Here is a 23,297-nt window from a genome sequence, read left to right as displayed (position 1 = left end):
CGGCTCGTGCCGTGCGCCGGGACCGGCCCCTTGGATCAGACGGCGGCGATCAGTACGAGCGCGCGACGATCGCGAGCGTACCGGGGGCGTCGTCCGCCTCCGGAACCGACCCGTCCGCGGCGATCAGGCAGCGTACGGAGACGGCCTGCTCGCCCAGCTTGGCCTCGCCCTCGGGGCCGAGGTCGGCCCACGGGATCCGCGCCCAGCCGCCCGCGACGGCGGCCTCGGCGGCCTCCTCGATGGTGGAGACGTCGGAGGTACGGGCCAGGCGGCGCTCGCGGGACTCGCGCAGCAGCTGCGCCTGGTCCTCGTCGAGCACCTTGGGCAGCAGGTCGGCGAGCGCTTCGATCTGCACGGGCTCCTTGCCGCCCGGGATCCGGCGGGCCAGCATCGCGGTGCCGGCCTCCAGGTCGCGGGGGCCGATCTCGACGCGGACCGGTACGCCCTTGAGCTCCCAGTCCACGGCGCGGCGGCCGAAGGGGGTGTCGACGCGGTCGTCGACGTGCACGCGGATGCCGGCGGCCTTCAGCTGCGCGCCGAGCTCGCGGACCTTGGTGACGGCCTCGTCGCCCTTGATCGCCATGACGACGACCTGGATGTGCGCGAGACGCGGCGGGACGCGCAGGCCGTTGTCGTCGCCGTGGGACATGATCAGGCCGCCGACCATGCGGGTCGAGACGCCCCACGAGGTCTGCCAGACGAGCTCCTGCTTGCCTTCCTTCGACAGGTACTGCGTGTTGAAGGCCTTGGCGAAGTTGGTGCCGAGCTCGTGGCTCGTGCCCAGCTGCAGCGCCTTGCCGTCGCCCATCATGCCCTCGAGGGTGAGGGTGTTGATGGCGCCGGCGAAGCGCTCCTTGGCGGTCTTGCGACCGAGCACGACGTCGATGCCGAGGACGTTCGTCATGAAGTCGCCGTACACGTCCGTGTGGATGCGGGCGGCGTAGTCGCGGGCGTCCTCGTACGTGGCGTGGGCGGTGTGGCCCTCCTGCCAGAGGAACTCACTCGTACGGAGGAAGACGCGCGGACGCATCTCCCAGCGGACCACGTTCGCCCACTGGTTGATCAGCAGGGGCAGGTCGCGGTAGCTCTGGACCCACTTGGAGAAGTAGTCGTTGATGATCGTCTCGGAGGTGGGCCGGACCACGACCGGCTCGTCCAGCTCCTTGCCGCCGCCGTGCGTGACGACCGCGAGCTCGGGGGCGAAGCCCTCGACGTGCTCGGCTTCCTTCGTCAGGTACGACTGGGGGATGAACAGCGGGAAGTACGCGTTCTGGGCGCCCGCGTCCTTGATGCGCGCGTCCATCTCCTGCTGCATCCGCTCCCACAGCCCGTAGCCGTACGGTCGGATGACCATGGTGCCGCGTACCGGACCGTTGTCGGCCAGCTCGGCCTTGTTGATCAGATCCTGGTACCAGCGGGGGAAATCCTCCGCCTGGGGGGTGAGAACGGGTGCCTTTGCCATGGCGCGAATGGTACGGCGCCGGGCGCACCGAGCGTGAATCGGGTGGCGCACTCCTCTGGACGCGGGGGCGAATGGGGAGTTCTCTGGCAACGGGGGCAAGGGGGCGACAAGGAATCAGGAGCGCTCTTTCGATGACACCGACGCCGACGGCGACGCTCGTCGCCCGTGACTGGGCGGAGATCCAGGAACGGATGCTGGTACCGCTGTACGAAGCGGTCTACGAACGGCTGGAGGTCGGGCCGGGCGACCGGCTGCTCGGCCTGGACTGCGGGTCGGGGCTGGCCCTGCTGCTGGCCGCGGGGCGGGGAGCCGCCGCCACGGGGGTGGAGGCGGATCCGTCGCGGCGGGCGCTGGCGCGCGAGCGGCTGCTGGACGTGGTCCCGGCCCCGCCGGACGGCGCGCGCCCGTACGACGTGCTGCTGGCCTTCTCGCCGTCCGCGGCGGGCCTGGACGCGGCCCTGCCCGCGCTGCGGCGGGGCGGTGCGGTGGTGCTGGCCGACTGGGGCCCGCCGGAGCGGTGCACGGTGCCCGCCGTCCTGGGCGGCGGTCCCGAGCCGCGGGACCTCGACGCGGCCGTGGCGCGGGCCGGGCTCGCGCCCGACGGGTCGGGGCGGGTGTTCTGCCCCTTCGGGTACGCGGACGTGGACAGCGCGGTACGGGGGCTGCTGTCGACGGGGCTGTACGAGTCCTCGTCCGATCCGGCGCAGGTCGAGAAGGAGCTGACCGAGGCGCTTCACCCGTACGAGCGGCCGGACGGCGCCGTCTGGCTGCCGAACATCTTCCGCTACGTGATCGCCCGCGTGCCGTAGCCGGCACGGGACCGGGCGGGGCGGGCGCGGACCGGCGCGAGGGGCCGCGGGGCCGCCCCGCTACTTCGGCTCCTTCGACAGCCGGGGGATGCCCGCGGCCTCGTAGGCGGCCGGCTCGTCCAGGGTCTCGTTCGCCAGCAGGGCCTCGGTCAGCGCGTCGAGTTTCGGCCGGTGTTCGCGCAGCAGCCGGCAGGCCTCCTCGTAGCACTCGTCGACGATCCGCCGCATCTCGTGGTCCACGACGTCGAGGGTGGCGGGGGCCGCCAGCAGCCCGTACGGACTCTGCGCGTCCGCCGGGATCGCGGTGAGGCGGCCGACGCGCTCGCTCATGCCCCAGCGGCCGACCATGCCGCGCGCGAGGTTGGTGACCTGTTCCAGGTCGTTCTCCGCGCCGGTGGTGATGACGTCGAACACGACGTGCTCGGCCGCCATGCCGCCCAGCGCGCCGATGATGCGGCCGCGGAGGTAGTCCTCCGTGTACGAGTAGCGGTCCGCGTCGGGGGTCGAGAGGGTGACGCCGAGCGCCCGGCCGCGCGGCACGATCGTGATCTTGCGGACCGGGTCGGCGCCCGGCTGGAGCATGCCCAGCAGGGCGTGGCCGCTCTCGTGGTAGGCCGTGCGGCGGCGCTCCTCCTCCGGCATGACCAGTGACCGCGCCGCGCCCAGCTGGACCTTCTCCAGGGCGTCCATGAAATCGGCCTGGGTGACCTGGGTCTGCTTGCGCTTCACCGCGAGCAGGGCGGCTTCGTTGGCCAGGTTGGCGAGGTCGGCGCCCGTCATGCCGGGGGTGGTGCGGGCCACCTGGTCGAGGTCCGCGTCGGCGGCGAGCGGGATGTCCCGGGTGTGGATCCGCAGGATGGACTCGCGGCCGGCCCGGTCGGGAGGGGAGACCGACACCGTGCGGTCGAAACGGCCGGGGCGGGTGAGCGCCGGGTCGAGTACGTCGGGCCGGTTGGTGGCGGCGATGACGACGACCCCCTCCGATCCGGAGAAGCCGTCCATCTCGGTCAGGATCTGGTTCAGGGTCTGCTCGCGCTCGTCGTGGCCGCCCATGGCGGCCCCGCCACCGCGGGCCCGCCCGATGGTGTCGATCTCGTCGATGAAGATGATGGAGGGTGCCACCTTCCGCGCCTCGGAGAAGAGTTCGCGGACCCGGGAGGCGCCCACGCCGACGATCATCTCGATGAACTCGGAGGCGGAGGCGGAGAAGAACGGCACCCCGGCCTCGCCCGCGACCGCACGGGCCAGCAGGGTCTTGCCCGTGCCGGGAGGCCCGGCGAGCAGCACCCCGCCGGGCATCCTGGCGCCCAGGGCCCGGTACTGCTGGGGGTTCTTGAGGAAGTCCACGACGTCGTGGAGCTCGCCCTTGACCTCCTCGATGCCGGCCACGTCGGCGAAGGTGGTGCGTCTGCCGCCCTCCAGCTCGACGGGTTTGGGCGGCTGTTTGCGGCCCAGTCCGCCGACGCCGCCCATGGCCGAGCCCATGCGGCGGGCGATGAACACCCACAGGAGGACCAGCAGGAGCATCGGGGCGAGCGAGATCAGCAGATTGGCCAGGAAGCTGCGCTGCACGACGACCGGGGAGGCCGTGACGACGACGTCGTGCTTGCTGAGGTTCGCCCACAGGTCGTCGTCGGCGAAGGCCGGGCGCTGGGTGACGAACTTCGTGTAGTCGCCCTTGTCGCCGTCGGGCAGCGGCTGCTTGTTCTTCAGTTCGCCCTGGATGGCGTCGCCCTTGGAGTAGATCTTCGAGACGTTGCCGGCGGCGACCTGCTTGCTGAACTCCGTGTACGAGACGGTCGGCTCGTCTCCCTGGTTGAAGTACGACAGGGCCACGTTGGCGAGCAGGAAGACGACCAGTGCGGCGAGGGCCAGTCCGCGCCAGCCCCCGGGCATCTTCCTCTTGGGCGGCGGCGTCGGCGCACCCTCGGAGCGCCAGGGAGTGTCGGCGCGGTCGCGAGGCGGTACGGGGGTGGGGCTGGGCACGTGGCCTCCTTACTGCCGTCCTCGTGGCCGACGATAAGGGATATAACGCACCATTGCGCCTGCGGAGTACACGGAAAAGGGCCCCGGCCGGATGATCCGGCCGGGGCTCTCCTCGTACGCCCGCGCTTACTTCATGAACTTCTTGAACTCGTCCGGAAGGTCGAAGTCCTGGCCGGACTGACCGCCGGCGGGAAGGCCGAAGGGGCTGCCGGTCGCGGGCGGGGCGCTCTGCGGGCCCTGCTCGCGGCGGGCGGCTGCCGCCGCCTCGTCTTCCTTGCGCTTCATCGGGTTGCCGCTCTTGCGCTTGCCCTTGGCCTGCTTGATCTGCTTCTTCTGCCGGCCGGGGCCGCCGCCCATCCCGGGGATGCCCGGCATCCCGGGCATGCCGCCGCCCTGGGCCATGCGGGACATCATCTTGCGGGCCTCGAAGAAGCGCTCGACGAGGTTCTTGACCGCACTGACCTCGGCACCGGAGCCCTTGGCGATACGGGCGCGGCGCGAGCCGTTGATGAGGTGCGGGTCCTGGCGCTCGGCCGGGGTCATCGACTTGATGATCGCGGCCATGCGGTCGACGTCGCGTTCGTCGATGTTGTTGATCTGGTCCTTGATCTGGCCCATGCCCGGGAGCATGCCGAGCAGCTTGGAGATGGAGCCCATCTTCCGGACCTGCTCCATCTGGGCCAGGAAGTCGTCGAGCGTGAACTCCTTCGGACCCTTCGCCAGCTTGGCCGCCATCTTCTCGGCTTCGGCCTGGCTGAAGGTCTTCTCGGCCTGCTCGATGAGGGTGAGCATGTCACCCATGTCGAGGATCCGGCCCGCCATGCGGTCGGGGTGGAACGCGTCGAACTCGTCGAGCTTCTCGCCGTTCGAGGCGAACATGATCTGCTTGCCGGTGACGTGCGCGATGGAGAGCGCGGCACCACCCCGGGCGTCGCCGTCGAGCTTGGACAGCACGACGCCGTCGAAGCCGACGCCGTCGCGGAAGGCCTCGGCGGTGTTGACCGCGTCCTGGCCGATCATGGCGTCGACGACGAAGAGGATCTCGTCGGGGCTGACGGCGTCGCGGATGTCCGCGGCCTGCTGCATCAGCTCGGAGTCGATGCCGAGGCGGCCGGCGGTGTCGACGATGACGATGTCGAACTGCTTGGTGCGGGCGTACTCGATGGAGTCCTTGGCCACCTGCACCGGGTCGCCGACGCCGTTGCCGGGGGCGGGCGCGTAGACCGCGACGCCGGCGCGCTCGGCGACGACGCTGAGCTGGTTGACGGCGTTGGGGCGCTGGAGGTCGCAGGCGACGAGCAGCGGGGAGTGGCCCTGGCCCTTGAGCCAGAGGCCGAGCTTTCCGGCGAGGGTGGTCTTACCGGCACCCTGGAGACCGGCGAGCATGATCACGGTGGGCGCGGTCTTGGCGAAGCGCAGCCGCCGGGTCTCGCCGCCGAGGATCGAGACGAGCTCGTCGTTGACGATCTTGAGGACCTGCTGGCCCGGGTTGAGGGCCCTGGAGACCTCTTCGCCGCGGGCTCGCTCCTTGACGTTCGCGATGAAGGAGCGGACGACGGGGAGGGCGACGTCGGCCTCGAGGAGGGCGATACGGATTTCCCGCGCCGCAGCGTCGATGTCCTGCTCGGAGAGGCGGCCCTTGCCCCGGAGGGACTTGAAGGTCGCGCTGAGGCGGTCGGAAAGCGTATCGAACACGGTGGTCGCGATTCCTCGGGTCGGGGGCGTGTGGTCGTCCCCCAGGGTATCGGGCCCTCCCCCCGTCCGGGGACCCACCCGTTTCCGGACGGGGGCGGGGGCCCCGGGTCAATGGAGGGCGGCCTCCAGGGCGGCGGCCAGGGCGGTCGCGGCGGGGAGCGGGAGCGGTTTGCCGTCGGGGTCGACCACGTACAGGGAGTCCACGGCGTTGGCGCCCAGCGTCGACACGTGCGCGCTGCGCACCCGCACCCCGGAGGACTCCAGCGCGCGCCCGATCCGGTGCAGCAGACCCACCGCGTCGGGGGCCCGCACCTCCAGGACCGTGGCCAGCGAGGACACCTCCGGGACCGCCGTGACGCGGGGCGGCGGCGGGACCACCCCGCGCCGCCGCGGGTACGCCGCCTCGCGGTCCGCGAGCTTCGCCGGGACGTCCAGCGAGCCGTCCAGCGCCCGGATCAGGTCCGTCCGCAGCCGCGCCGCCTCGGGCAGCGCCCCGTACTGCGCCGCCACCCGCCAGTGCAGGACGAGGACCTCGCCCACCAGATCGGACAGTTCCAGCGAGCGCAGGTCCGCGGCCCGGACCGTGAGCCGGTGCAGGGCCAGTACGCCGGCCACCGCCGGGAGCACCCCCGGCTGGTCCGGGACCGCCACCACCAGTTCGACGCCGACCGCGTCGTCCTCCTCCTGGCGCGCGTGCAGCGCCAGGACCGGCTCCCCGGTGCGCAGCGCCTCCACCGCGAGGCGTTCCTGCTCGGTCGTCGGGATGGCCGGTTCCGCCGCCGGCTGCGGCGCCCCCCGCAGCACGGAGGCCACCCGTCCCACCAGGTCCGCCACCAGGGAGCCGCGCCACGTGCTCCAGGCCGCTGGGCCGGTGGCCAGCGCGTCGGCCTCGGTCAGCGCGTGCAGGATCTCCAGCGTGCCGAGCGATCCCACGGCCTGCGCGACCGAGCGGACCGTCGCCGGGTCGTCGAGGTCGCGCCGCGTCGCGGTGTCGATCAGCAGCAGGTGGTGCCGTACGAGGACCCCCAGCACGGCGGCGTCCCGCTCGTCGAAGCCCACGCGCACGGCCACGTCGTGGGCGATCGTCTCGCCCGCCACCGAGTGGTCCCCCGGCCAGCCCTTGCCGATGTCGTGCAGCAGGGCTGCCATCAGCAGCAGGTCGGGCCGGCCGACCCGGCGGGTCAGGGCGGAGGCCCGCACCGCCGTCTCCACCAGGTGGCGGTCCACCGTCCAGGTGTGCACGGGATTGCGCTGCGGCCGGCACCGCACCCGTTCCCAGTCGGGCAGCAGCCGCGTGATCAGGCCTTCGGCCTCCAGCGCCTCCCAGACCGCCACCGTCGGCTCCCCCGCCCCCAGCAGGGTCAGCAGCTGCTCCCGCGCCTCGGCGGGCCACGGCACCGGCAGCGGCTTGGCCTGCGCCGCGAGCCGTCGTACGGCGTGCAGCGACACCGGCAGCCCGGCCTGCGCGGCCGCGGCCCCGAAGCGCAGCGCCAGCACCGGATCGCGGTCGGGCCGGGCTGCCAGGGCCAGGACAGCCTCGCCGTCCGACTCCACGACCCCCTCCGCGAGCGGGGCCCGCTCGGCCGCCGCGGCCCCCCGCGTGCCCAGCAGCCCGCGCAGCCTCGGCCGGGCCGCCCGGGCCCGCAGGACGCGCCCGACCTCGCGCCAGGTCACGTCTCCGGCGTACGCGACGACCCGCGCGGCCTCGTACACCTCGCGCAGCAGCGCGTCCGCGTCGAGCATCCCCAGCTGGGCGGCCACCTGGTCCTGTTCCTGGAGCGCGAGCCGGTCGGTCGCCCGGCCGGTCACCAGGTGCAGCGCGTCCCGCGCGTCCAGCAGCCGCCGCCGGGCCTCGGCCAGCCCCTCGCGCGGGGCGTCGGCCAGCCAGGACGCGGCTACCGCCCGCAGCGCGGTGGCGTCGCGGAGCCCGCCGCGGGCCTCCTTGAGGTCGGGCTCCAGCAGGAAGCGCAGCTCCCCGGCCTGCTCGGCCCGCTCCCGGCACAGCGCGTGCAGCTGCGGGAGCCTCTTGGCGGCCTGGTTGCGCCAGTCGGCCAGTACCGAGGTGCGCAGGCCCGCGAGCAGCCCCGCGTCACCCGCGACCGGCCGGGCGTCCAGCAGCCCCAGGTGCACCTTGAGGTCCTCGGCGGCGGTCTTGCGGGCCTCGCCCGGGGTCCGCACCGAGTGGTCGAGGGCCACGCCCAGGTCCCACACGGGGTACCAGATCCGGTCGGCCAGTGCGCTCAGCGCCCGCGGCTCCGCCTTGCCGTCGTGGAGCAGCAGCAGGTCGAGGTCGCTGCGCGGGGAGAGTTCGGCACGCCCGTAGCCGCCGACGGCGACGAGGGTGGCGCCCCGCACCCCGGTCTCCCGCAGGGCCTTGGTGAAAAGGGCGTTCAGCCAGTCGTCGGTCAGCCCGGCCAGCGCGGAACGCCGCGAAGGCCCGGACCGCGACTCCTCCTGGAGGAGTCGCAGCCGGGCCGCGGCGTAACCGCTGGGTCCCGAGGCGGACGGTTCGTCGGAATCACCCGTCATGGTCTCTTCGACGCTCGTCACCCAGGAGCTCCCGTCGCCTACAGCGCTTCTGCGCCGCGCTCGCCGGTGCGGACGCGGATGATCGCGTCCACGGGGACGCTCCACACCTTGCCGTCACCGATCTTTCCGGTGCGGGCGCCCTGCACCAGGACGTCCATCACCGATTCGGCGTCGTCGTCCTCGACGACCACCTCGATACGGATCTTCGGTACGAGGTCCACGGTGTACTCGGCGCCGCGGTAGACCTCGGTGTGGCCGCGCTGGCGGCCGTACCCGCTGGCCTCGGAGACGGTGAGTCCCTGGACTCCGAACCGCTGGAGGGCGTCCTTGATCTCGTCGAGCCGGTGCGGCTTGACGATCGCGGTGATCAGCTTCATGCGTCAACCTTCTTGCTCGCGGCGGCAGCGGGGGCGTGTGAGGCGGTGCTCCGGGAGGAGGCGCCGCCACCGGCTCCGCTGAAGTCGTAGGCGGTCTCGGCGTGCTCGACCTGGTCGATGCCGGAGACCTCGTCGTCCTCGGTGACCCGCATTCCGATGGTCTTGTCGAGGAGGAAGGCGAGGATCGCGGACACGACGAGAGAGTAGGCGAGGACCGAGAAGACTCCGATGGCCTGCTTGCCCAGCTGTTCCAGGCCGCCGCCGTAGAAGAGGCCGGCCGCGTCGGACTGGACCCCGCCGGTGGCGAAGAAGCCCACGAGGAGCGAGCCGATGACCCCGCCGACGAGGTGGACGCCGACGACGTCGAGGGAGTCGTCGTAGCCGAACTTGTACTTGAGGCCGACGGCCATGGCGCAGACGACACCGGCGATGGCGCCGATGGCGATCGCGCCGAGCGGGGAGCAGGAGCCGCCGGAGGGTGTGATGGCGACGAGGCCGGCGACCGCGCCGGAGGCGGCGCCGAGGGTGGTGAAGGAGCCGTGGCGCAGCTTCTCGTACGCGAGCCAGGCGAGCATGGCGGCGGCGGTGGCGACCTGGGTGTTGACGAACATGACCGCGCCCACGCCGTCGTCGTTGCCGAGCCAGGAGCCGGCGTTGAAGCCGAACCAGCCGAACCAGAGCAGACCGGCGCCGAGCATCACGAGCGGGAGGCTGTGCGGGCGCATCGGGTCGCGCTTGAAGCCGACGCGCTTGCCGATGACCAGGATGACGCCGAGGGCCGCGGCGCCGGCGTTGATGTGGACGGCGGTGCCGCCCGCGAAGTCGATGACGCCGAGCTCGAAGAGCCAGCCGCCGGCGCCCCACACCCAGTGGGCGACGGGGAAGTAGACGACGGTGACCCACAGGGCGCTGAACAGGGCCCAGGCGCTGAACTTCACGCGGTCGGCCAGGGCGCCGCTGATCAGGGCGGGGGTGATGACGGCGAACATCAGCTGGAAGACGGCGAAGACGTAGACCGGGATGGTGTACCCGTCCCACAGCTCGGTGATGCCGATGCCGCTGAGGCCGACGTAGTCGGAGGACCAGCCGATGAGGCTGCCGGAGTCGGTGCCGAAGGCGAGGCTGAAGCCGTAGAGGACCCAGAGGATCGTGACGATCCCGAGGCTGATGAAGCTCATCATGAGCATGTTGAGGCTGCTCTTGACGCGGACCATGCCTCCGTAGAAGAAGGCGAGCCCGGGGGTCATCAGCATGACCAGGGCGGAGCAGATGAGCATGAACCCGGTGTTCGCGGCAGAGAGCGTCGGGGCGTCTGCCGCGAGGGTCGTGATGGCTGATGCCATCGGCGTCTCCTCGTCGTCGGTACGTTCGCGTGCGGGCGATCGTGAAAACCTGAGCGGCGCAAGGCGTAAGGCCGGGGGTGGGGGCCTGGGGGCTGGCCGGTTATTGGCCCTGAGATTCGCGCAGGCCGGTTTCCGGCGGCGCCGCTGGGTGTTTCGCACCGATGACGAAGGCACCTGTGGTGTTACGACGTGGTGAACACGGCAACCATCAATTGAGGAACCACAGCGGCGAGCGACCACCTCCGCGAGAGCGGCGTCGGTTCAGACGCAAAGAGGTGGCCGGCCGCGGCAGCACCCGGGGGACCTGGCTGGGGGAGCCTGATCGGGCTTCACGGGGTGACTGCCGCGGCCGGGGCCTTCGGGGGCGGCCGCGCGGGCCGTCAGACGGCCTCGGCGGCCTCGGGGAGCCGGGAGGCGAGCTGGTCGGTCAGCCGGACCACGTCGGCGACGTCGCCGTACTCGCGGGCGGCGCTGTCGACGGTCTTGCGGATCCGCGTATTCACCCGTTCGGACCGCACCTTTTCCGCCACCTTCAGGGCGTGGCCGACGAGGACGACGGCCTGCTCGGGCTCGCGCCGGAGCAGGTGCACGGTGGCCATGCCGATCAGGTTGAGGCTGTACGAGCGCTGGTGCTCCTCGTCCTTCTCGAAGAGGTCCACGGCCCGCTGCATCACGGGTTCGGCGAGGGAGGCGTACATGGGGCTGCGCCCGGCCACGTAGGCCAGGTCGCGGTACGAGTGGGAGTTCTCGCCGTTGAGCTCGGCCTCGGAGAAGAACCGGATCCAGTCGGGCTCGGGCTCGCCGCCGAAGTCGACGTCGGAGAAGGCGTCCTCGGCCATCCGGACGGCTCGTTTGCAGCGGCTGGGCTGGCCCATGTTGGCGTAGGCGCGGGCCTCCATCGCATACAGCATGGCCTGGGTGCGCGGGCCGGCGCAGTCGCGGCTGCCGTACTGCGCGAGGTGGACGAGTTCCAGGGCGTCCTCGGGGCGGCCGAGGTGGATCATCTGGCGGCTCATGCTGGAGAGGATGTACGAGCCGAGCGGCTTGTCCCCGCCCTCCTTGGCGGCGTGCAGCGCGAGGACGAAGTACTTCTGCGCGGTGGGGTGCAGGCCGATGTCGTAGCTCATCCAGCCGGCCAGTTCGGCCAGTTCCGCGGCGACCTTGAAGAGCCGGCGCATGACGGGGGCCGGGTGGTTCTCCTGGAGCAGGTCGGTGACCTCGTGCAGCTGGCCCACGACGGCCTTGCGGCGCAGTCCCCCGCCGCACTGGGCGTCCCACTGGCGGAACATGACGGTGGTGGCTTCGAGGAGGCCGAGTTCCGGTTCGGAGAGCCGGGGCGGGCGGTGGCCGCTGAGGGCGCCGGGCGCCCCCGCCTCGCGGGGGGCCGGGTCGGCGGCGGCGACCGGGACGAGCCAGCGCTGCATGGGCTCGATGAGGGCGGGGCCCGCGGAGAGGGCGAGGGAGGTCCCCAGGAAGCCGCGGCGGGCCAGCATCAGGTCGCTGCGGGAGAACTCCCCCAGCAGCTCGACGGTCTGCGGGCCGGCCCAGGGCAGGTCGACGCCGGAGACGGAGGGCGTCTGGTGGGCGGAGCGCAGGCCGAGCTGCTCGATGGCCACGACGGAGCCGAAGCGCTCGGAGAACAGCTCGGACAGGATCCGCGGGACGGGCTCGCGGGGCTGCTCGCCGTCGAGCCAGCGGCGGACCCGGGAGGTGTCCGTGCTGATGTGGTGGGCGCCCATCTGCCGGGCGCGCCGGTTCACCTGGCGGGCGAGCTCGCCCTTCGACCAGCCACTGCGGACGAACCAGGAGGTCAGTTGCTCATTGCGGGCCGCTGAGCCTGGGACCTCCGGCTCCACGCTCGTTCCGCTTGCGTCGTTGCCGCTCACTGGAACGCCCCCATCCACTCAGCCTCTTCACACGAAACCCTGGCTGGGGCGACGAGCGCCGCCACGGACCTTCACAGATCCTCCACACGTTGCCTCCGGCATAACCACGGACGGCCCGCCTTCGGGGTTTGGTGCACTGAAAGTAATCCTACGATCACCCCCTCCGCGAGGTCGATTCCGGAAACGCCACCATTCGCCACCCCTTTGAATGAACTAGCCACCCGCCAGGCGCGATTCACTTGACACCGAGGCGAAAACGATCGGATGGACGGGAGTGCGGTGGGGGCGCGCGCGGCGAGGAGTGCGCCGGGCAGCCCCTCCGGGCACCGGGCTCGCACCCGGCCCCGCATCCCGTCCCGTCGACGTCGTAACCACCTGCGCGTCCGACCCGTTGGAGGGGGCATGGGCATGGGCTTCACGATCGGCGGCAGCCGCAGCACCAAAGAGTTCCGTTCCGGCTCACGGCGCCGCGGCCGGACCTCGGAGTGCACGGCGGTCGCGGAGTACACCGGACTGTGGGGCTGGGACGTGGTCCCCGGCGCCCGCGCCGCGGCCCCCGCCCGCGGCTGCTCCTGCGGTCATACGCATTGCAGCGCGCCGGGGGCGCATCCGCTGCCGCTCGCTCCGACCGTCCCGGCCGGCGCCACCCTCGACGAGGTCACCGAGACCTGGAGCGGGTACCCGGGCGCGGCGGTCCTGCTCCCCGTCGGCCGCGCCTTCGACATCATCGAGGTCTCCGAGGAGGCGGGGCGCCGGGCGCTGGTCCGCCTGGAGCGGATGGGCCTGCCACTCGGGCCGGTCACGGCGACCCCGGACGGCCGGGCCCAGTTCCTCGTGGCCCCGGGCGCCGCCGCCGAGCTGCCGCAGCTGCTGTACCGGATGGGCTGGGACGACGCCGACCTCGATCTGCGGGCGCTGGGGACCGGCGCCTTCCTCACCGCCCCGCCGTCCGACTTCGCGGGCCTGGGCCCGGTCGGCTGGCTGCGCCCGCCCGCGCTGGACTCCGCGGGCGGCCCGCCGCAGGCCCGGCTGCTGCTGGGCACCCTCGCGTACATCTGCCACCGGCTGCGGCGCTAGACCGCCGAAAGGGCCTACGGCAGCGCCCCCGGGTTCCGGCCGGAACGCGGGGGCGTGTCGTGCGTACGGTCTGCGCTCAGTCGCCGATCAGGGCGTCCACGAACGCCTCCGGCTCGAAGGGCGCGAGGTCGTCGGGGCCCTCGCCGAGACCGACGAGCTTGACCGGGACGCCGAGCTCGCGCTGGACGGCGACGACGATGCCGCCCTTGGCGGTGCCGTCGAGCTTGGTCAGCACGATGCCGGTGATGTTCACGACCTCGGCGAAGACGCGGGCCTGGGTCAGGCCGTTCTGCCCGGTGGTGGCGTCCAGGACCAGCAGGACCTCGTCCAGCGGGCCGTGCTTCTCCACGACGCGCTTGACCTTGCCGAGCTCGTCCATGAGCCCGGTCTTGGTGTGGAGGCGGCCGGCGGTGTCGATGAGCACCACGTCGGCTCCCTCGGCGATGCCCTCCTTGACCGCGTCGTAGGCGATCGAGGCCGGGTCGCCGCCCTCGGGGCCGCGTACCGTACGGGCGCCCACGCGGTCGCCCCAGGTCTGGAGCTGGTCGGCGGCGGCGGCGCGGAAGGTGTCGGCCGCGCCCAGCACCACGGAGCGGCCGTCGGCGACGAGCACGCGGGCCAGCTTGCCCGTGGTGGTGGTCTTACCGGTGCCGTTGACGCCGACGACCATCACGACGCCCGGGGTGTCCACGCCGCTCTCGGTCTTCACGGCGCGGTCGAAGTCGGTGCCGACCAGGGTCAGCAGCTCCTCCTTGAGCAGGGCGCGCAGGTCCGCGGGGGTGCGGGTGCCGAGCACCTTGACCCGCTCGCGGAGCCGGTCCACGAGCTCCTGCGTCGGCACGACACCCACGTCGGCGATCAGGAGGGTCTCCTCGATCTCCTCCCAGGTGTCCTCGTCGAGGTGCTCGCGCGAGAGCAGCGTGAGCAGCCCCTTGCCGAGCGAGTTCTGCGACCGGGCGAGGCGGGCGCGCAGCCGGACCAGGCGGCCGGCGGTGGGCTCGGGCACCTCGATCTCGGGTGCGGCCGGCGCCTCGGGCTCGGCGACGGCGGCGGGCGCCTCGGGAGCCGCAGCCTCCGCTTCGGGGAGGATGACCTCCTCGATCGTGCGGCGGGGCTCTTCCGCCGTCTCTACGGCGTCCTCCCCCACCTGCGGTTCGGCGGGCGGGGCAGTGATGGTCGGCGTGCTCGGCGGTGCCGAGGGCGGCAGCTGCTTCTTCTTGCGGCTGCTGACCACGAGCCCGCTGATCGCGCCGACCGCGACCAGGGCGATGACTACGGCAAGGATGAGGATGTCCATAACCCGTCCAGTATCGGCCACGGCGGTCCCGGACCCCCGACTCCGAGGGTTCCGGCAGGGCCGTAACCCTCCATTTGTGGACTTGGAGGCACATCTACGATGATGGGCGACTTACCCGTACGCCCTGCCCACCGGAGTACCGCATGCCTGCCGAGCCCGCCGACGGCGCCATACAGACGCCGACCGAGACGTCCGCCGAGGCGCCCGTCGAGACCTCGGCCGACCGGTCGGTCGAGACCCGCGGCCTGGAGCCCGTCCCGGACGGCGAGCGCGGCGGCCGGGTCCGCGAGCTCGTGCCCACCTGGGTCGCCGCCAACATCAGCGTGCTGCTGCTGACCATGGGCGCCGGCCTGGTGATCTTCAACAAGCTCAACATCTGGCAGGTGCTGGTCGTCGCGATCGCCGCGCCCGTCGTCTCGTACGGGCTCGTCGGGCTGATCTCGATCGCCGGCAAGCGCGGCGGCGCCCCCGGCATGGCGCTCTCGCGGGCCGTGTTCGGCCAGCGCGGCAACCTGTTCCCCGGCGCCCTGATCTGGGTCGCCCGCTGGGGCTGGGAGACCATCAACGCCGTCAGCGGGGCCTTCGCCATGCTCACCGTGCTGGACCTGCTGTTCGGGGTGCGCAGGAACACCGCCTTGATCGTGGTCACCCTGGTGCTCTTCGTCGGCTGCACTTTCCTGGTGTCCGGTCTCGGCATCAGCGCGCTGCGCGCGTGCTCGACCTGGTCGACGTACCTCTTCGGCGGCTTCAGCGTGCTCGTGCTCGGCCATCTGGTCGTGGAGACCGACTGGTCCGCCGTCTTCGACAAGCCGGCCGGCTCGACCGCGATGATGATCGCCGGTATCGGCACGATCGCCGCGGGCGGCATCAGCTGGGTCCCGTCCGGCCCGGACTTCACCCGCTACCTGCCGCGTACGGCCTCGGCCAAGGGCATGGTCGGCGCGACGATCGGCGGCGCGGCCGTCGTCGTGATCCCGATGGTGCTGATGGGCGCGGTCATGGCCGTCGGCACCCCGGACCTGGCCACGGCGCAGGACCCGGTCTCCTTCATCGGCAATCTGCTGCCCGCCTGGATCGCGGTGCCGTACCTGCTGATCGCGCTCGTCGGCATGCTGCTGATCAACTCGATGTCCATGTACTCGGCCGGCATCACGGCGCAGACCCTCGGCATCAAGGTCCCGCGGGCGGCGGCCGTCAGCGTCAACGCCGTCATCAGCCTGGTCTTCGGCTTCCTGCTGATGGTGGTCGCGACCAGCTTCTTCGGTTCGTTCATCTCCTTCCTGACCCTGCTGGCGGTGGCGTTCTCCGCCTGGATCGGCGTCTTCGGCGTGGACATGCTGCGCCGGACCTCGTACGACGGCGCCGCGCTGCTGGACACCACCCGCACCAGCGCCTACTGGTACCGGGGCGGGTACGCCTGGCAGGCCATGACCGCGTGGGGCGTGGCCCTGGTGGTGGGGCTGCTCTTCACCAAGGTCGACTGGTTCGGCGGGCCGCTCGCCGGCACCTGGGTCGGCCGCAACGGCCTGGGCTGGGCGGCCGGCATCGTCATCTCGGGTGTGCTGTACGCCGTGCTGCCGCACACGGCGGCCGCGGCGGACCCCGCCGCCGGGGCCGAGGAGCCCGAGCCCGCGGCCGCCGGATCCCTGTCCAACTGACGCTGCGTCAGCTAACGTCCCCCTTCGCCCGCGCACCCACATCCGGCGAAGGGGGACTTCTTCATGCCCATCACCGTGGCCCGGTTCAATCTCGTCGACCCGAACGGCACCCCCGAGACCCTCTCCGCCCGCTACAAGGCCGCGCTGGAGATGGCGAGGTACGCGGACGACCGCGGCATCGACACCGTCCAGACCGAGGAGCACCACGGCGCCGCCGACAACTGGCTGCCCTCGCCGTTCGCCTTCGCGGGCGCCGTCTTCGGCGCCACCCGCCGGATCGCGGTCACCGTCTCGGCGATCATCGGCCCGCTGTACGACCCGCTGAAGGTGGCGGAGGACATCGCGGTCCTGGACCTGCTGAGCGGCGGCCGCCTGGTCACGGTCGCGGGCATCGGCTACCGGCCCGAGGAGTACGAGCAGCACGGCGTCGAGTGGGGCCGGCGCGGCCGGCTCCAGGACGAGCTGCTGGAGACCCTGCTCCAGGCGTGGACCGGCGAGCCGTTCGCGTACCGGGGCCGTACCGTACGCGTCACCCCTCGGCCCTTCACGCAGCCGCATCCCCTGCTCCTGGTCGGCGGCAGCTCCAAGGCGGCGGCCCGGCGCGCGGCCCGGCTCGGGCTGCCGTTCTTCCCCAGCGCGCACCTGCCGGAGCTGGAGGCGTACTACCAGGCTCAGCTCGCGGAGCACGGGACGGAGGGCTTCTGCATGATGCCCGCCGCCGAGACCCCGCTGCTGCACATCGCGGAGGACCCGGACCGGGTCTGGGCCGAGTACGGCGACCGCTTCCTGCACGAGGCGGGCATGTACGCGTCCTGGCAGTCGAAGGACATCCGCAGCGCCGTGCGGTCGGCCGCGCGCTCGGTCGCGGAGCTGCGCGCGGAGGGGGTGTACCGGGTGCTGACCCCGGACCAGGCGGTCGCGTACGCCCGGGGCGCGGGCGAGGCGGGGAACCTGGTGCTGCACCCGCTGTGCGGCGGGATGCCGCTGGACGAGGGCTGGCGCAGCCTGCACCTGTTGTGCGAACAGGTGCTGCCCCGGCTCAAGGACTGAGCGGGGGCAGCACCTGCCGTAAGAGGAGAGGGGGTGTTGGCGGGGGTGGTTACCCCATCTCCTCCAACGCCTTGCCCTTGGTCTCCGGCACCCACCTGAGGATGAACGGGATCGAGAGCGCGGCGAAGATCGCGTAGATGACGTACGCACCGGACAGGTTCCAGTCCGACAGCGACGGGAACGAGACGGTGATGACCCAGTTGGCGATCCACTGGGCGGCGGCCGCCACGCCGAGGGCGGCGGCGCGGATGCGTCCGGGGAACATCTCGCCGAGCAGCACCCAGACCACCACGCCCCAGGACAGGGCGAAGAAGAGGACGAAGCAGTTGGCGGCGATGAGGGCGACGAGCCCCTGGGTGTGCGGCAGGGCGATGTTGCCGCCGCTGGTGTCCTTGTAGGAGAAGGCCCACGCGGCGAGCCCCAGGGAGATCGCCATGCCGACCGAGCCGATGAGCGCGAGGGGCTTGCGGCCGATCCGGTCGACGAAGATCATCGCGATCACCGTACCGATGATGTTCACGACGGAGGTCTCGAAGGAGTACAGGAAGGAGGAGCTCGGGTCGATGCCGACCGACTGCCACAGCGAGGAGCTGTAGTAGAAGATCACGTTGATGCCGACGAGCTGCTGGAAGACGGACAGGCCGATGCCGATCCAGACGATGGGCAGGAAGCCGAAGCGGCCGCCGAGCAGGTCCTTGAAGGTGGACTTGTGCTCGGAGCGCATGGCGTGCTCGATCTCGGCGACGCGCCCGTCCAGGTCGATCTTCGACCCCTCGACCTCGGTCAGCACCTTCTTGGCGTCGTCCGTACGACCGACGGAGACGAGGAAGCGGGGGGACTCCGGGATGACGAAGGACATCAGCCCGTAGAGCACGGCCGGGACGACCATGACGCCGAGCATCCACTGCCAGGCTTCCAGGCCGCCGATCTCGCCGCGCTGGTCGCCGCCGGCGAGGTTCAGGATCCCCCAGTTGACGAGCTGGGAGACGGCGATGCCGATGACGATCGCGGCCTGCTGGAACGAGGCGAGCCGGCCGCGGTAGGCGGCCGGGGAGACCTCGGCGATGTAGGCGGGGCCGATGACGGAGGCCATGCCGATGCCGAAGCCGCCGACGACGCGCCAGAAGGCGAGGTCCCAGAGGGCGAACGGGAGGGCCGAGCCGATCGCGCTCGCGGTGAACAGGACCGCGGCGATCTGCATGCAGCGGATACGGCCGATCCGGTCGGCCATGCGGCCGGCGGTGGCCGCACCGAGCGCGCAGCCGATCAGCGCGGCGGCGATCACCTGGGCGAGTACGGCCGAACCGACGTCGAACCGCTCGCGGATGGCCACGACGGCGCCGTTGATGACCGAGCTGTCGTAGCCGAAGAGGAAGCCGCCCATGGCGGCCGCGGCGGCGATGAAGATGACGTGCCCGAGGTGGTCGGGGTGGGCGGCCCGGCCGCCGCCGCCCGGCACCGGCGCCTGCGCTGTGCTGCTGGTCAAGGTCTGCTCCTGCGGGTGCCCGGCTGCGGTGACGGGCTGGGTGGGGGTGGTTCCTTCCAGTGGCGCACAACTGAAGATGCGGCACCACCCGAAGGGAAAGGCAGCGGGAGCGAGCCTATGCGTTCAGTTCTTGAAGTCAAGAGGGGGGAAGAAGTTCGCTTGTACGGCACCTTGGAGACCCGGCATTCATTTCTCGAACAAATGGATCCGGTCAGCGGAGCCGCTGACTGATGACCTTGGAGACGCCGTCGCCCTGCATGGAGACGCCGTACAGCGCGTCGGCGACCTCCATGGTCCGCTTCTGGTGCGTGATGACGATCAGCTGCGAGCTCTCCTGGAGCTCCTCCATGATCCGGATCAGCCGCTGCAGGTTGGTGTCGTCGAGCGCGGCCTCGACCTCGTCCATCACGTAGAACGGGCTGGGCCGGGCCTTGAAGATGGACACCAGCAGGGCGACCGCGGTCAGCGAGCGCTCGCCGCCGGAGAGCAGCGAGAGCCGCTTGACCTTCTTGCCCGGCGGGCGGGCCTCCACGTCCACGCCGGTCGTCAGCATGTTGTCGGGGTCGGTGAGGATCAGCCGGCCCTCGCCGCCGGGGAACAACCGCGAGAAGACGCCCTCGAACTGGAGGGCGGTGTCCCGGTAGGCCTCGGTGAACACCTGCTCGACCCGTTCGTCGACTTCCTTCACTACCTGAAGGAGATCGGCCCGGGTCTTACGGAGGTCCTCCAGCTGCTCGCTGAGGAAGCGGTGGCGCTCCTCCAGCGCCGCGAACTCCTCCAGGGCGAGCGGGTTGACCTTGCCGAGCTGCTGGTACGCGCGCTCGGCCGCCCTCAGCCGCTTCTCCTGCTGCGCGCGTACGAAGGGACCCGGATCGGCATCGGCGTCCGGGTCCTCGCCTTCGGCGGGCGGGCTCGGCGGTACGGGCTGGTCCGGCCCGTACCCGGCGACGAGCCCCGCCGCCTCCATCCCGAACTCCTCCAGGGCGCGCGACTCCACCTGCTCGATGCGCAGCCTCTTCTCGGCGCCGAGCACCTCGCCGCGGTGCACGGAGTCGGTGAGCTTGTCGAGCTCGCCCTTGAGGTCTCGGCCCCGGTTGCGGGCCTCGCCGAGTTCCCGTTCGCGCAGGCCCTTGGCGTGCTCGGCGGCGGCGCGCTCCTGTTCGGCGCGGCGGAGCGAGACCTCCAGGTGCGCGAGGAGCTGCCGGGCCCCGTCGGCGACGGCGCGGGCGACCTCGGCCTCGTGGCGCAGCCGGGCCCGGCGGCGCTCGGCGCGGGCGCGGGCCTCGCGTTCGGCGCGGGCGCCGCGGTCCAGGGAATCGGCCCGGCCGGCCAGCCCCTTGACCCGCTCCTCGTGGGTCCTGAGCTGCAGTCGGGCTTCCATCTCGGTCTGGCGGGCGTTGGCGCCGTCGGCGGCGAGCCGGTCCCGCACGGCGGTGTCCGGCTCCTCCTCCACCGGCATCTCCTCGGCGATGGCGAGCCGTTCGGCGCACTCCTCGACCTCGGCCAGCGCTTGCTCCAGCGCGTCCTGCGCCTTGGCCGCGGCGGCGGCGCTGCGCTCGGCCTCGCCGACGGCGCCCTTCGCCTGCCCGGCGAGGCGGCCCAGCTGCTGCGCCACCCCGGCCCGGGCCTGCTCCCCGGCCCGCCGCCGGTCGCCGACCTCGTCGACCCGGGCGACGAGCTCGCGCCGCAGCTGCTGGGCCCGATCCCGCGCGCAGGCGCTGTCCGCGCACTCGGCGTCCAGCCGCACCAGTTCCGCGTCGGCTTCGTCGACGGCGGCCTGTACCTCGATCAGACTGGGCGCTCCGGCGGATCCCCCGTGAGCGAGATGCGCGCCGAGCACGTCCCCGTCCCGGGTCACGGCAACGAGACCGGGCCGCGCCCCGACGATCCGCTCGGCCTCGTCGAGTTCCCCCACGACGACGTACTCCCGCAGCACCCACCCCACGGCCCGCACGACCCCGGCGTCCCCCTGCACAAGCTCCCCGGCAGGCACGACGCCCGGCGCGGAGCCCCGCCACGCGGCGGGGTCACCTGATGCGGTGGAGGGGGAAGGGACGGGGCCGGGGACGGGGGCAGGGTGGGGGGACGCGCCCCCCGGCCCGGCGCCCTCGGCCGCGGACTCCCCCGGGGCCGGGGCTTCGGCCGAACGGGCCACCGGGGACAAGGCGTCCGCGCCGGTGGCGGCCTGCCCCGGGAAGGGCATCCCGGGCGCCGAACCAGCCCGGGGCCCGGCATCCGGGGCGCCGCCCGGGGCTGCGGCCCGGCCCGGGAGGGGGTCCGCGGCCGAACGGCCCGCCGGATCCGCCTCATCCGCGCCGCCGCCTGCGGCGACCCCCTGGCCGGGGAAGGCGATCGCGGACGGCGACCCCGCCTGGGGCCGGGCCTCGCCCTGGTCCGGGATCGGGATCCCGCCCGGCGGGGGTGCGATGAGCAGGGTGGCCCGGCCGGCGTCCGTGGCGCGGAGGTACCGGATGGCGTCGGCCGCCGCGGCCGGCGAGGACACCGCCAGCGCGTCCGCGGCCGCGCCGAGCGCCGCCGCCACCGCCACCTCGTACCCCGGAGTCACCGACAGCCGCTCCGCCGCCGGCCCCAGCAACCCCGCCAGCCGCTCGCGCGCGGCGAGCAGCGCCCCCGTGCCGTCCTTCCTCCGCAGCCCGAGCGCCAAGGCGTCCCGCCGCGCCGAAACCGCCGCCCGCGACTTCTCCGCGGCCGCCACCGCGTCCCGCGCCTGCGCCAGCGCCGCCTCCGCCGCGGCCAGCTCCGCCCGGGCCGCCGCGTACTCCTCGTCCACCGCCGGGTCTTCGAGCCCGCCGACCTCCTCGGCCAGCGCCTCGTACTCCGCCTGCGCGGCGCCGGCGCGGAGCTCGGCCTCGTCCCGCGCGGCAACCAGCCGGTCGATCTCCGCCTGCGCGGCCCCCGCCCGGGACCGGGCCGCACCCAGCCGGCCCGTCAGCCGCGCCAGCCCCTCGCGCCGGTCCGCGATGGCCCGCGCCGCGTCCCGCAGCCGCCGCTCCTCCGCGGCCAGCGACCGCTCCAGCTCCGCCCGGTGCTCGACGGTGTCCTCCAGCGCCCGCGACGCCGCCTCCAGAGCGGCCGTCAGCTCCGCCTCCTGCTCGCGGATCCGCGCGGCCTCCCGCTCCATGTCCTCCGGGTCGCGGCCGCGGCGCTCCTCCTCGGGGGCCGCGGCCGAAGCGGACTTGACCCGCGCGTCGGCCAGGGACGCGGTCCCCCGTACCCGCTCGGCCAGCTGCGAGAGCTCGTACCAGGTCTGCTGAGCCCGCTGGAGCCGCGGCGTCAACTGCCGCACCGTTTCCTCAAGCTCCGCCTCGCACCGCAGCGCCTGCGCCAGCTGCGCCTCGGCCGCCTCCTTGCGCTCCTTCAGCGCCGCCTCGTCCGCGATCTCCGCGTCGAGCGCGCCCCGCAGCGTCACCAGGTCGTCGGCCAGCAGCCGCAGCCGCGCGTCGCGCAGGTCGGCCTGGATGACGGCCGCCCGCCGGGCCACCGCGGCCTGGCGCCCCAGCGGCTTCAGCTGGCGCCGCAGTTCCTCGTTGAGGTCCTGCACGCGCGCGAGGTTCGCCTGCATCGCGTCGAGCTTCCGCAGCGCCTTCTCTTTGCGCTTGCGGTGCTTGAGTACACCGGCCGCCTCCTCGATGAAGGCGCGCCGGCCCATCGGATCGGCGTGCAGGACGGAGTCCAGCTGACCCTGTCCGACGATGACGTGCATCTCACGGCCGATGCCGGAGTCGGAGAGCAGCTCCTGGATGTCGAGCAGCCGGCAGGTGTCACCGTTGATCTGGTACTCGCTGCTGCCGCCGCGGAACATGATGCGCGTGATCGTGACCTCGGCATACTCGATCGGCAGGGCGCCGTCGGAGTTGTCGATGGTCAGTGACACCTCGGCCCGCCCGAGCGGCGGTCGCCCGGTGGTGCCGGCGAAGATGACGTCCTCCATCTTGCCGCCGCGCAGGGACTTGGCCCCCTGCTCCCCCATGACCCAGGACAGCGCGTCCACCACATTGGACTTGCCCGAGCCGTTGGGGCCCACGACACACGTGATGCCGGGCTCGAAGCGCAGGGTGGTTGCGGAGGCGAACGACTTGAAGCCACGCAGGGTCAGGGACTTGAGGTGCACGCCGCCGGACTCTACCTTTTGCGTGCGGTTTCACCCATGAAGGTGCAGGGCACAACCGACGTCAAAGGAATCGTCCCCCCACCTGGCCCAAGCAAGAAAGAAGGGACGCCGAAGCGTCCCTTGCAGATCATGCGGAGCTGGATTCGAGCGACGGGTAGAGCGCGGATCAGGTGAGCGCAGGCTCCGCCTGGGGTACGTCGATGTCGATGCGGTCCAGCAGCGAGTCTCCGTGCTGAGCGGCGGCCGCGTTCAGCGCGTCGTTTTCGGACTGAATCCGTGTGAGCTCGGACTCGAGGTCCTGGACGCGCTGCTGAAGCCGTCGCATCTCGGCGAGGAGTCGCGGATCGGAACCGCCGACGTAACCGAGAAGCGCCTTTGCCATGATGGATGGTCCTCCACACTGAGTGACCGACCGAAGCGGTGTGGGTCGTGAGGGAATCGCACCCGCGGATGTCCGGCAGCGACTGTCAGTCACTGCGCTTCGTACTGCCAGCACTGCCAAACAGCTCA

The 23,297-nt window shown here is 72.4% G+C and carries 15 protein-coding genes; 4 read left to right on the top strand and 11 right to left on the bottom strand.

Annotation, left to right across the window (positions count from 1 at the left end; all coding sequences use genetic code 11):
- Positions 1 to 49: 49 nt before the first annotated feature.
- Positions 50 to 1,462 (bottom strand): proline--tRNA ligase, encoded by a 1,413-nt coding sequence (gene proS, locus ACFXGI_RS18585; protein WP_384707419.1) that lies wholly within the window; start codon positions 1,460 to 1,462, stop codon positions 50 to 52.
- 131 nt (positions 1,463 to 1,593) lie between these two features.
- Here proS and ACFXGI_RS18580 point away from each other — a divergent pair, with 131 nt between their 5' ends.
- Positions 1,594 to 2,271: a methyltransferase type 11 gene (locus tag ACFXGI_RS18580; RefSeq protein ID WP_384707417.1), complete on the top strand. Its 678-nt coding sequence runs from the start codon at positions 1,594 to 1,596 to the stop codon at positions 2,269 to 2,271.
- A 60-nt stretch (positions 2,272 to 2,331) separates the two neighbouring features.
- On the opposite strand, the gene ftsH is transcribed toward ACFXGI_RS18580, so the two are convergent.
- The 6 genes from ftsH to ACFXGI_RS18550 form a co-directional block, all read right to left on the bottom strand.
- On the bottom strand, positions 2,332 to 4,167 hold the full coding sequence (gene ftsH / locus ACFXGI_RS18575; protein WP_384707440.1) for an ATP-dependent zinc metalloprotease FtsH: 1,836 nt from the start codon (positions 4,165 to 4,167) through the stop codon (positions 2,332 to 2,334).
- A gap of 216 nt (positions 4,168 to 4,383) precedes the next feature.
- Positions 4,384 to 5,952 (bottom strand): signal recognition particle protein, encoded by a 1,569-nt coding sequence (gene ffh, locus ACFXGI_RS18570; protein WP_384707414.1) that lies wholly within the window; start codon positions 5,950 to 5,952, stop codon positions 4,384 to 4,386.
- A 108-nt stretch (positions 5,953 to 6,060) separates the two neighbouring features.
- Positions 6,061 to 8,481 carry a [protein-PII] uridylyltransferase gene (locus tag ACFXGI_RS18565; RefSeq protein ID WP_384707437.1) on the bottom strand — a complete coding sequence of 807 codons (2,421 nt, stop codon included), beginning with the start codon at positions 8,479 to 8,481 and terminating at the stop codon, positions 6,061 to 6,063.
- 38 nt (positions 8,482 to 8,519) lie between these two features.
- Positions 8,520 to 8,858: a P-II family nitrogen regulator gene (locus ACFXGI_RS18560; protein ID WP_099889273.1), complete on the bottom strand. Its 339-nt coding sequence runs from the start codon at positions 8,856 to 8,858 to the stop codon at positions 8,520 to 8,522.
- Entirely contained in the window at positions 8,855 to 10,201 is a 1,347-nt protein-coding gene (locus ACFXGI_RS18555; protein WP_384707411.1) for an ammonium transporter, read from the bottom strand. Before ACFXGI_RS18555 ends, ACFXGI_RS18560 begins: the two co-directional genes overlap by 4 nt.
- A 380-nt stretch (positions 10,202 to 10,581) precedes the next feature.
- Complete coding sequence (locus ACFXGI_RS18550; protein ID WP_384707408.1) at positions 10,582 to 12,087, bottom strand: hypothetical protein; 1,506 nt, start codon at positions 12,085 to 12,087, stop codon at positions 10,582 to 10,584.
- 408 nt (positions 12,088 to 12,495) lie between these two features.
- Here ACFXGI_RS18550 and ACFXGI_RS18545 point away from each other — a divergent pair, with 408 nt between their 5' ends.
- The gene (locus tag ACFXGI_RS18545; RefSeq protein WP_384707405.1) at positions 12,496 to 13,164 is read left to right on the top strand and encodes a bifunctional DNA primase/polymerase; all 669 of its coding nucleotides are present in this window, start codon (positions 12,496 to 12,498) and stop codon (positions 13,162 to 13,164) included.
- Positions 13,165 to 13,240: 76 nt separating this feature from the next.
- Here ACFXGI_RS18545 and ftsY read toward each other — a convergent pair whose 3' ends face one another.
- Positions 13,241 to 14,461 (bottom strand): signal recognition particle-docking protein FtsY, encoded by a 1,221-nt coding sequence (ftsY, locus tag ACFXGI_RS18540; protein WP_384707402.1) that lies wholly within the window; start codon positions 14,459 to 14,461, stop codon positions 13,241 to 13,243.
- A 143-nt stretch (positions 14,462 to 14,604) separates the two neighbouring features.
- Between ftsY and ACFXGI_RS18535 the strand changes: the two genes are divergently transcribed.
- A complete protein-coding gene (locus tag ACFXGI_RS18535) occupies positions 14,605 to 16,119 on the top strand; it encodes a cytosine permease (RefSeq protein WP_384707399.1) in 1,515 nt (504 codons plus the stop codon).
- 63 nt (positions 16,120 to 16,182) lie between these two features.
- Entirely contained in the window at positions 16,183 to 17,169 is a 987-nt protein-coding gene (locus tag ACFXGI_RS18530) for an LLM class flavin-dependent oxidoreductase (RefSeq protein ID WP_384707396.1), read from the top strand.
- A gap of 49 nt (positions 17,170 to 17,218) precedes the next feature.
- Here the strand turns inward: ACFXGI_RS18530 and ACFXGI_RS18525 are convergent, their stop codons facing one another.
- The 3 genes from ACFXGI_RS18525 to ACFXGI_RS18515 form a co-directional block, all read right to left on the bottom strand.
- Complete coding sequence (locus ACFXGI_RS18525) at positions 17,219 to 18,655, bottom strand: sugar porter family MFS transporter (protein WP_384707394.1); 1,437 nt, start codon at positions 18,653 to 18,655, stop codon at positions 17,219 to 17,221.
- 211 nt (positions 18,656 to 18,866) lie between these two features.
- Positions 18,867 to 22,787, bottom strand: a complete 3,921-nt coding sequence (locus ACFXGI_RS18520; RefSeq protein WP_384707391.1) for an AAA family ATPase — start codon at positions 22,785 to 22,787, stop codon at positions 18,867 to 18,869.
- Positions 22,788 to 22,953: 166 nt separating this feature from the next.
- On the bottom strand, positions 22,954 to 23,169 hold the full coding sequence (locus tag ACFXGI_RS18515; RefSeq protein WP_030859887.1) for a hypothetical protein: 216 nt from the start codon (positions 23,167 to 23,169) through the stop codon (positions 22,954 to 22,956).
- Between the last annotated feature and the right edge of the window lie 128 nt (positions 23,170 to 23,297).

This window comes from Streptomyces sp. NPDC059355 (genome assembly GCF_042752335.1).
In the GTDB taxonomy this organism is placed as follows: Bacteria; Actinomycetota; Actinomycetes; order Streptomycetales; family Streptomycetaceae; genus Streptomyces.
This window is presented reverse-complemented; position numbering and strand designations above follow the sequence as displayed.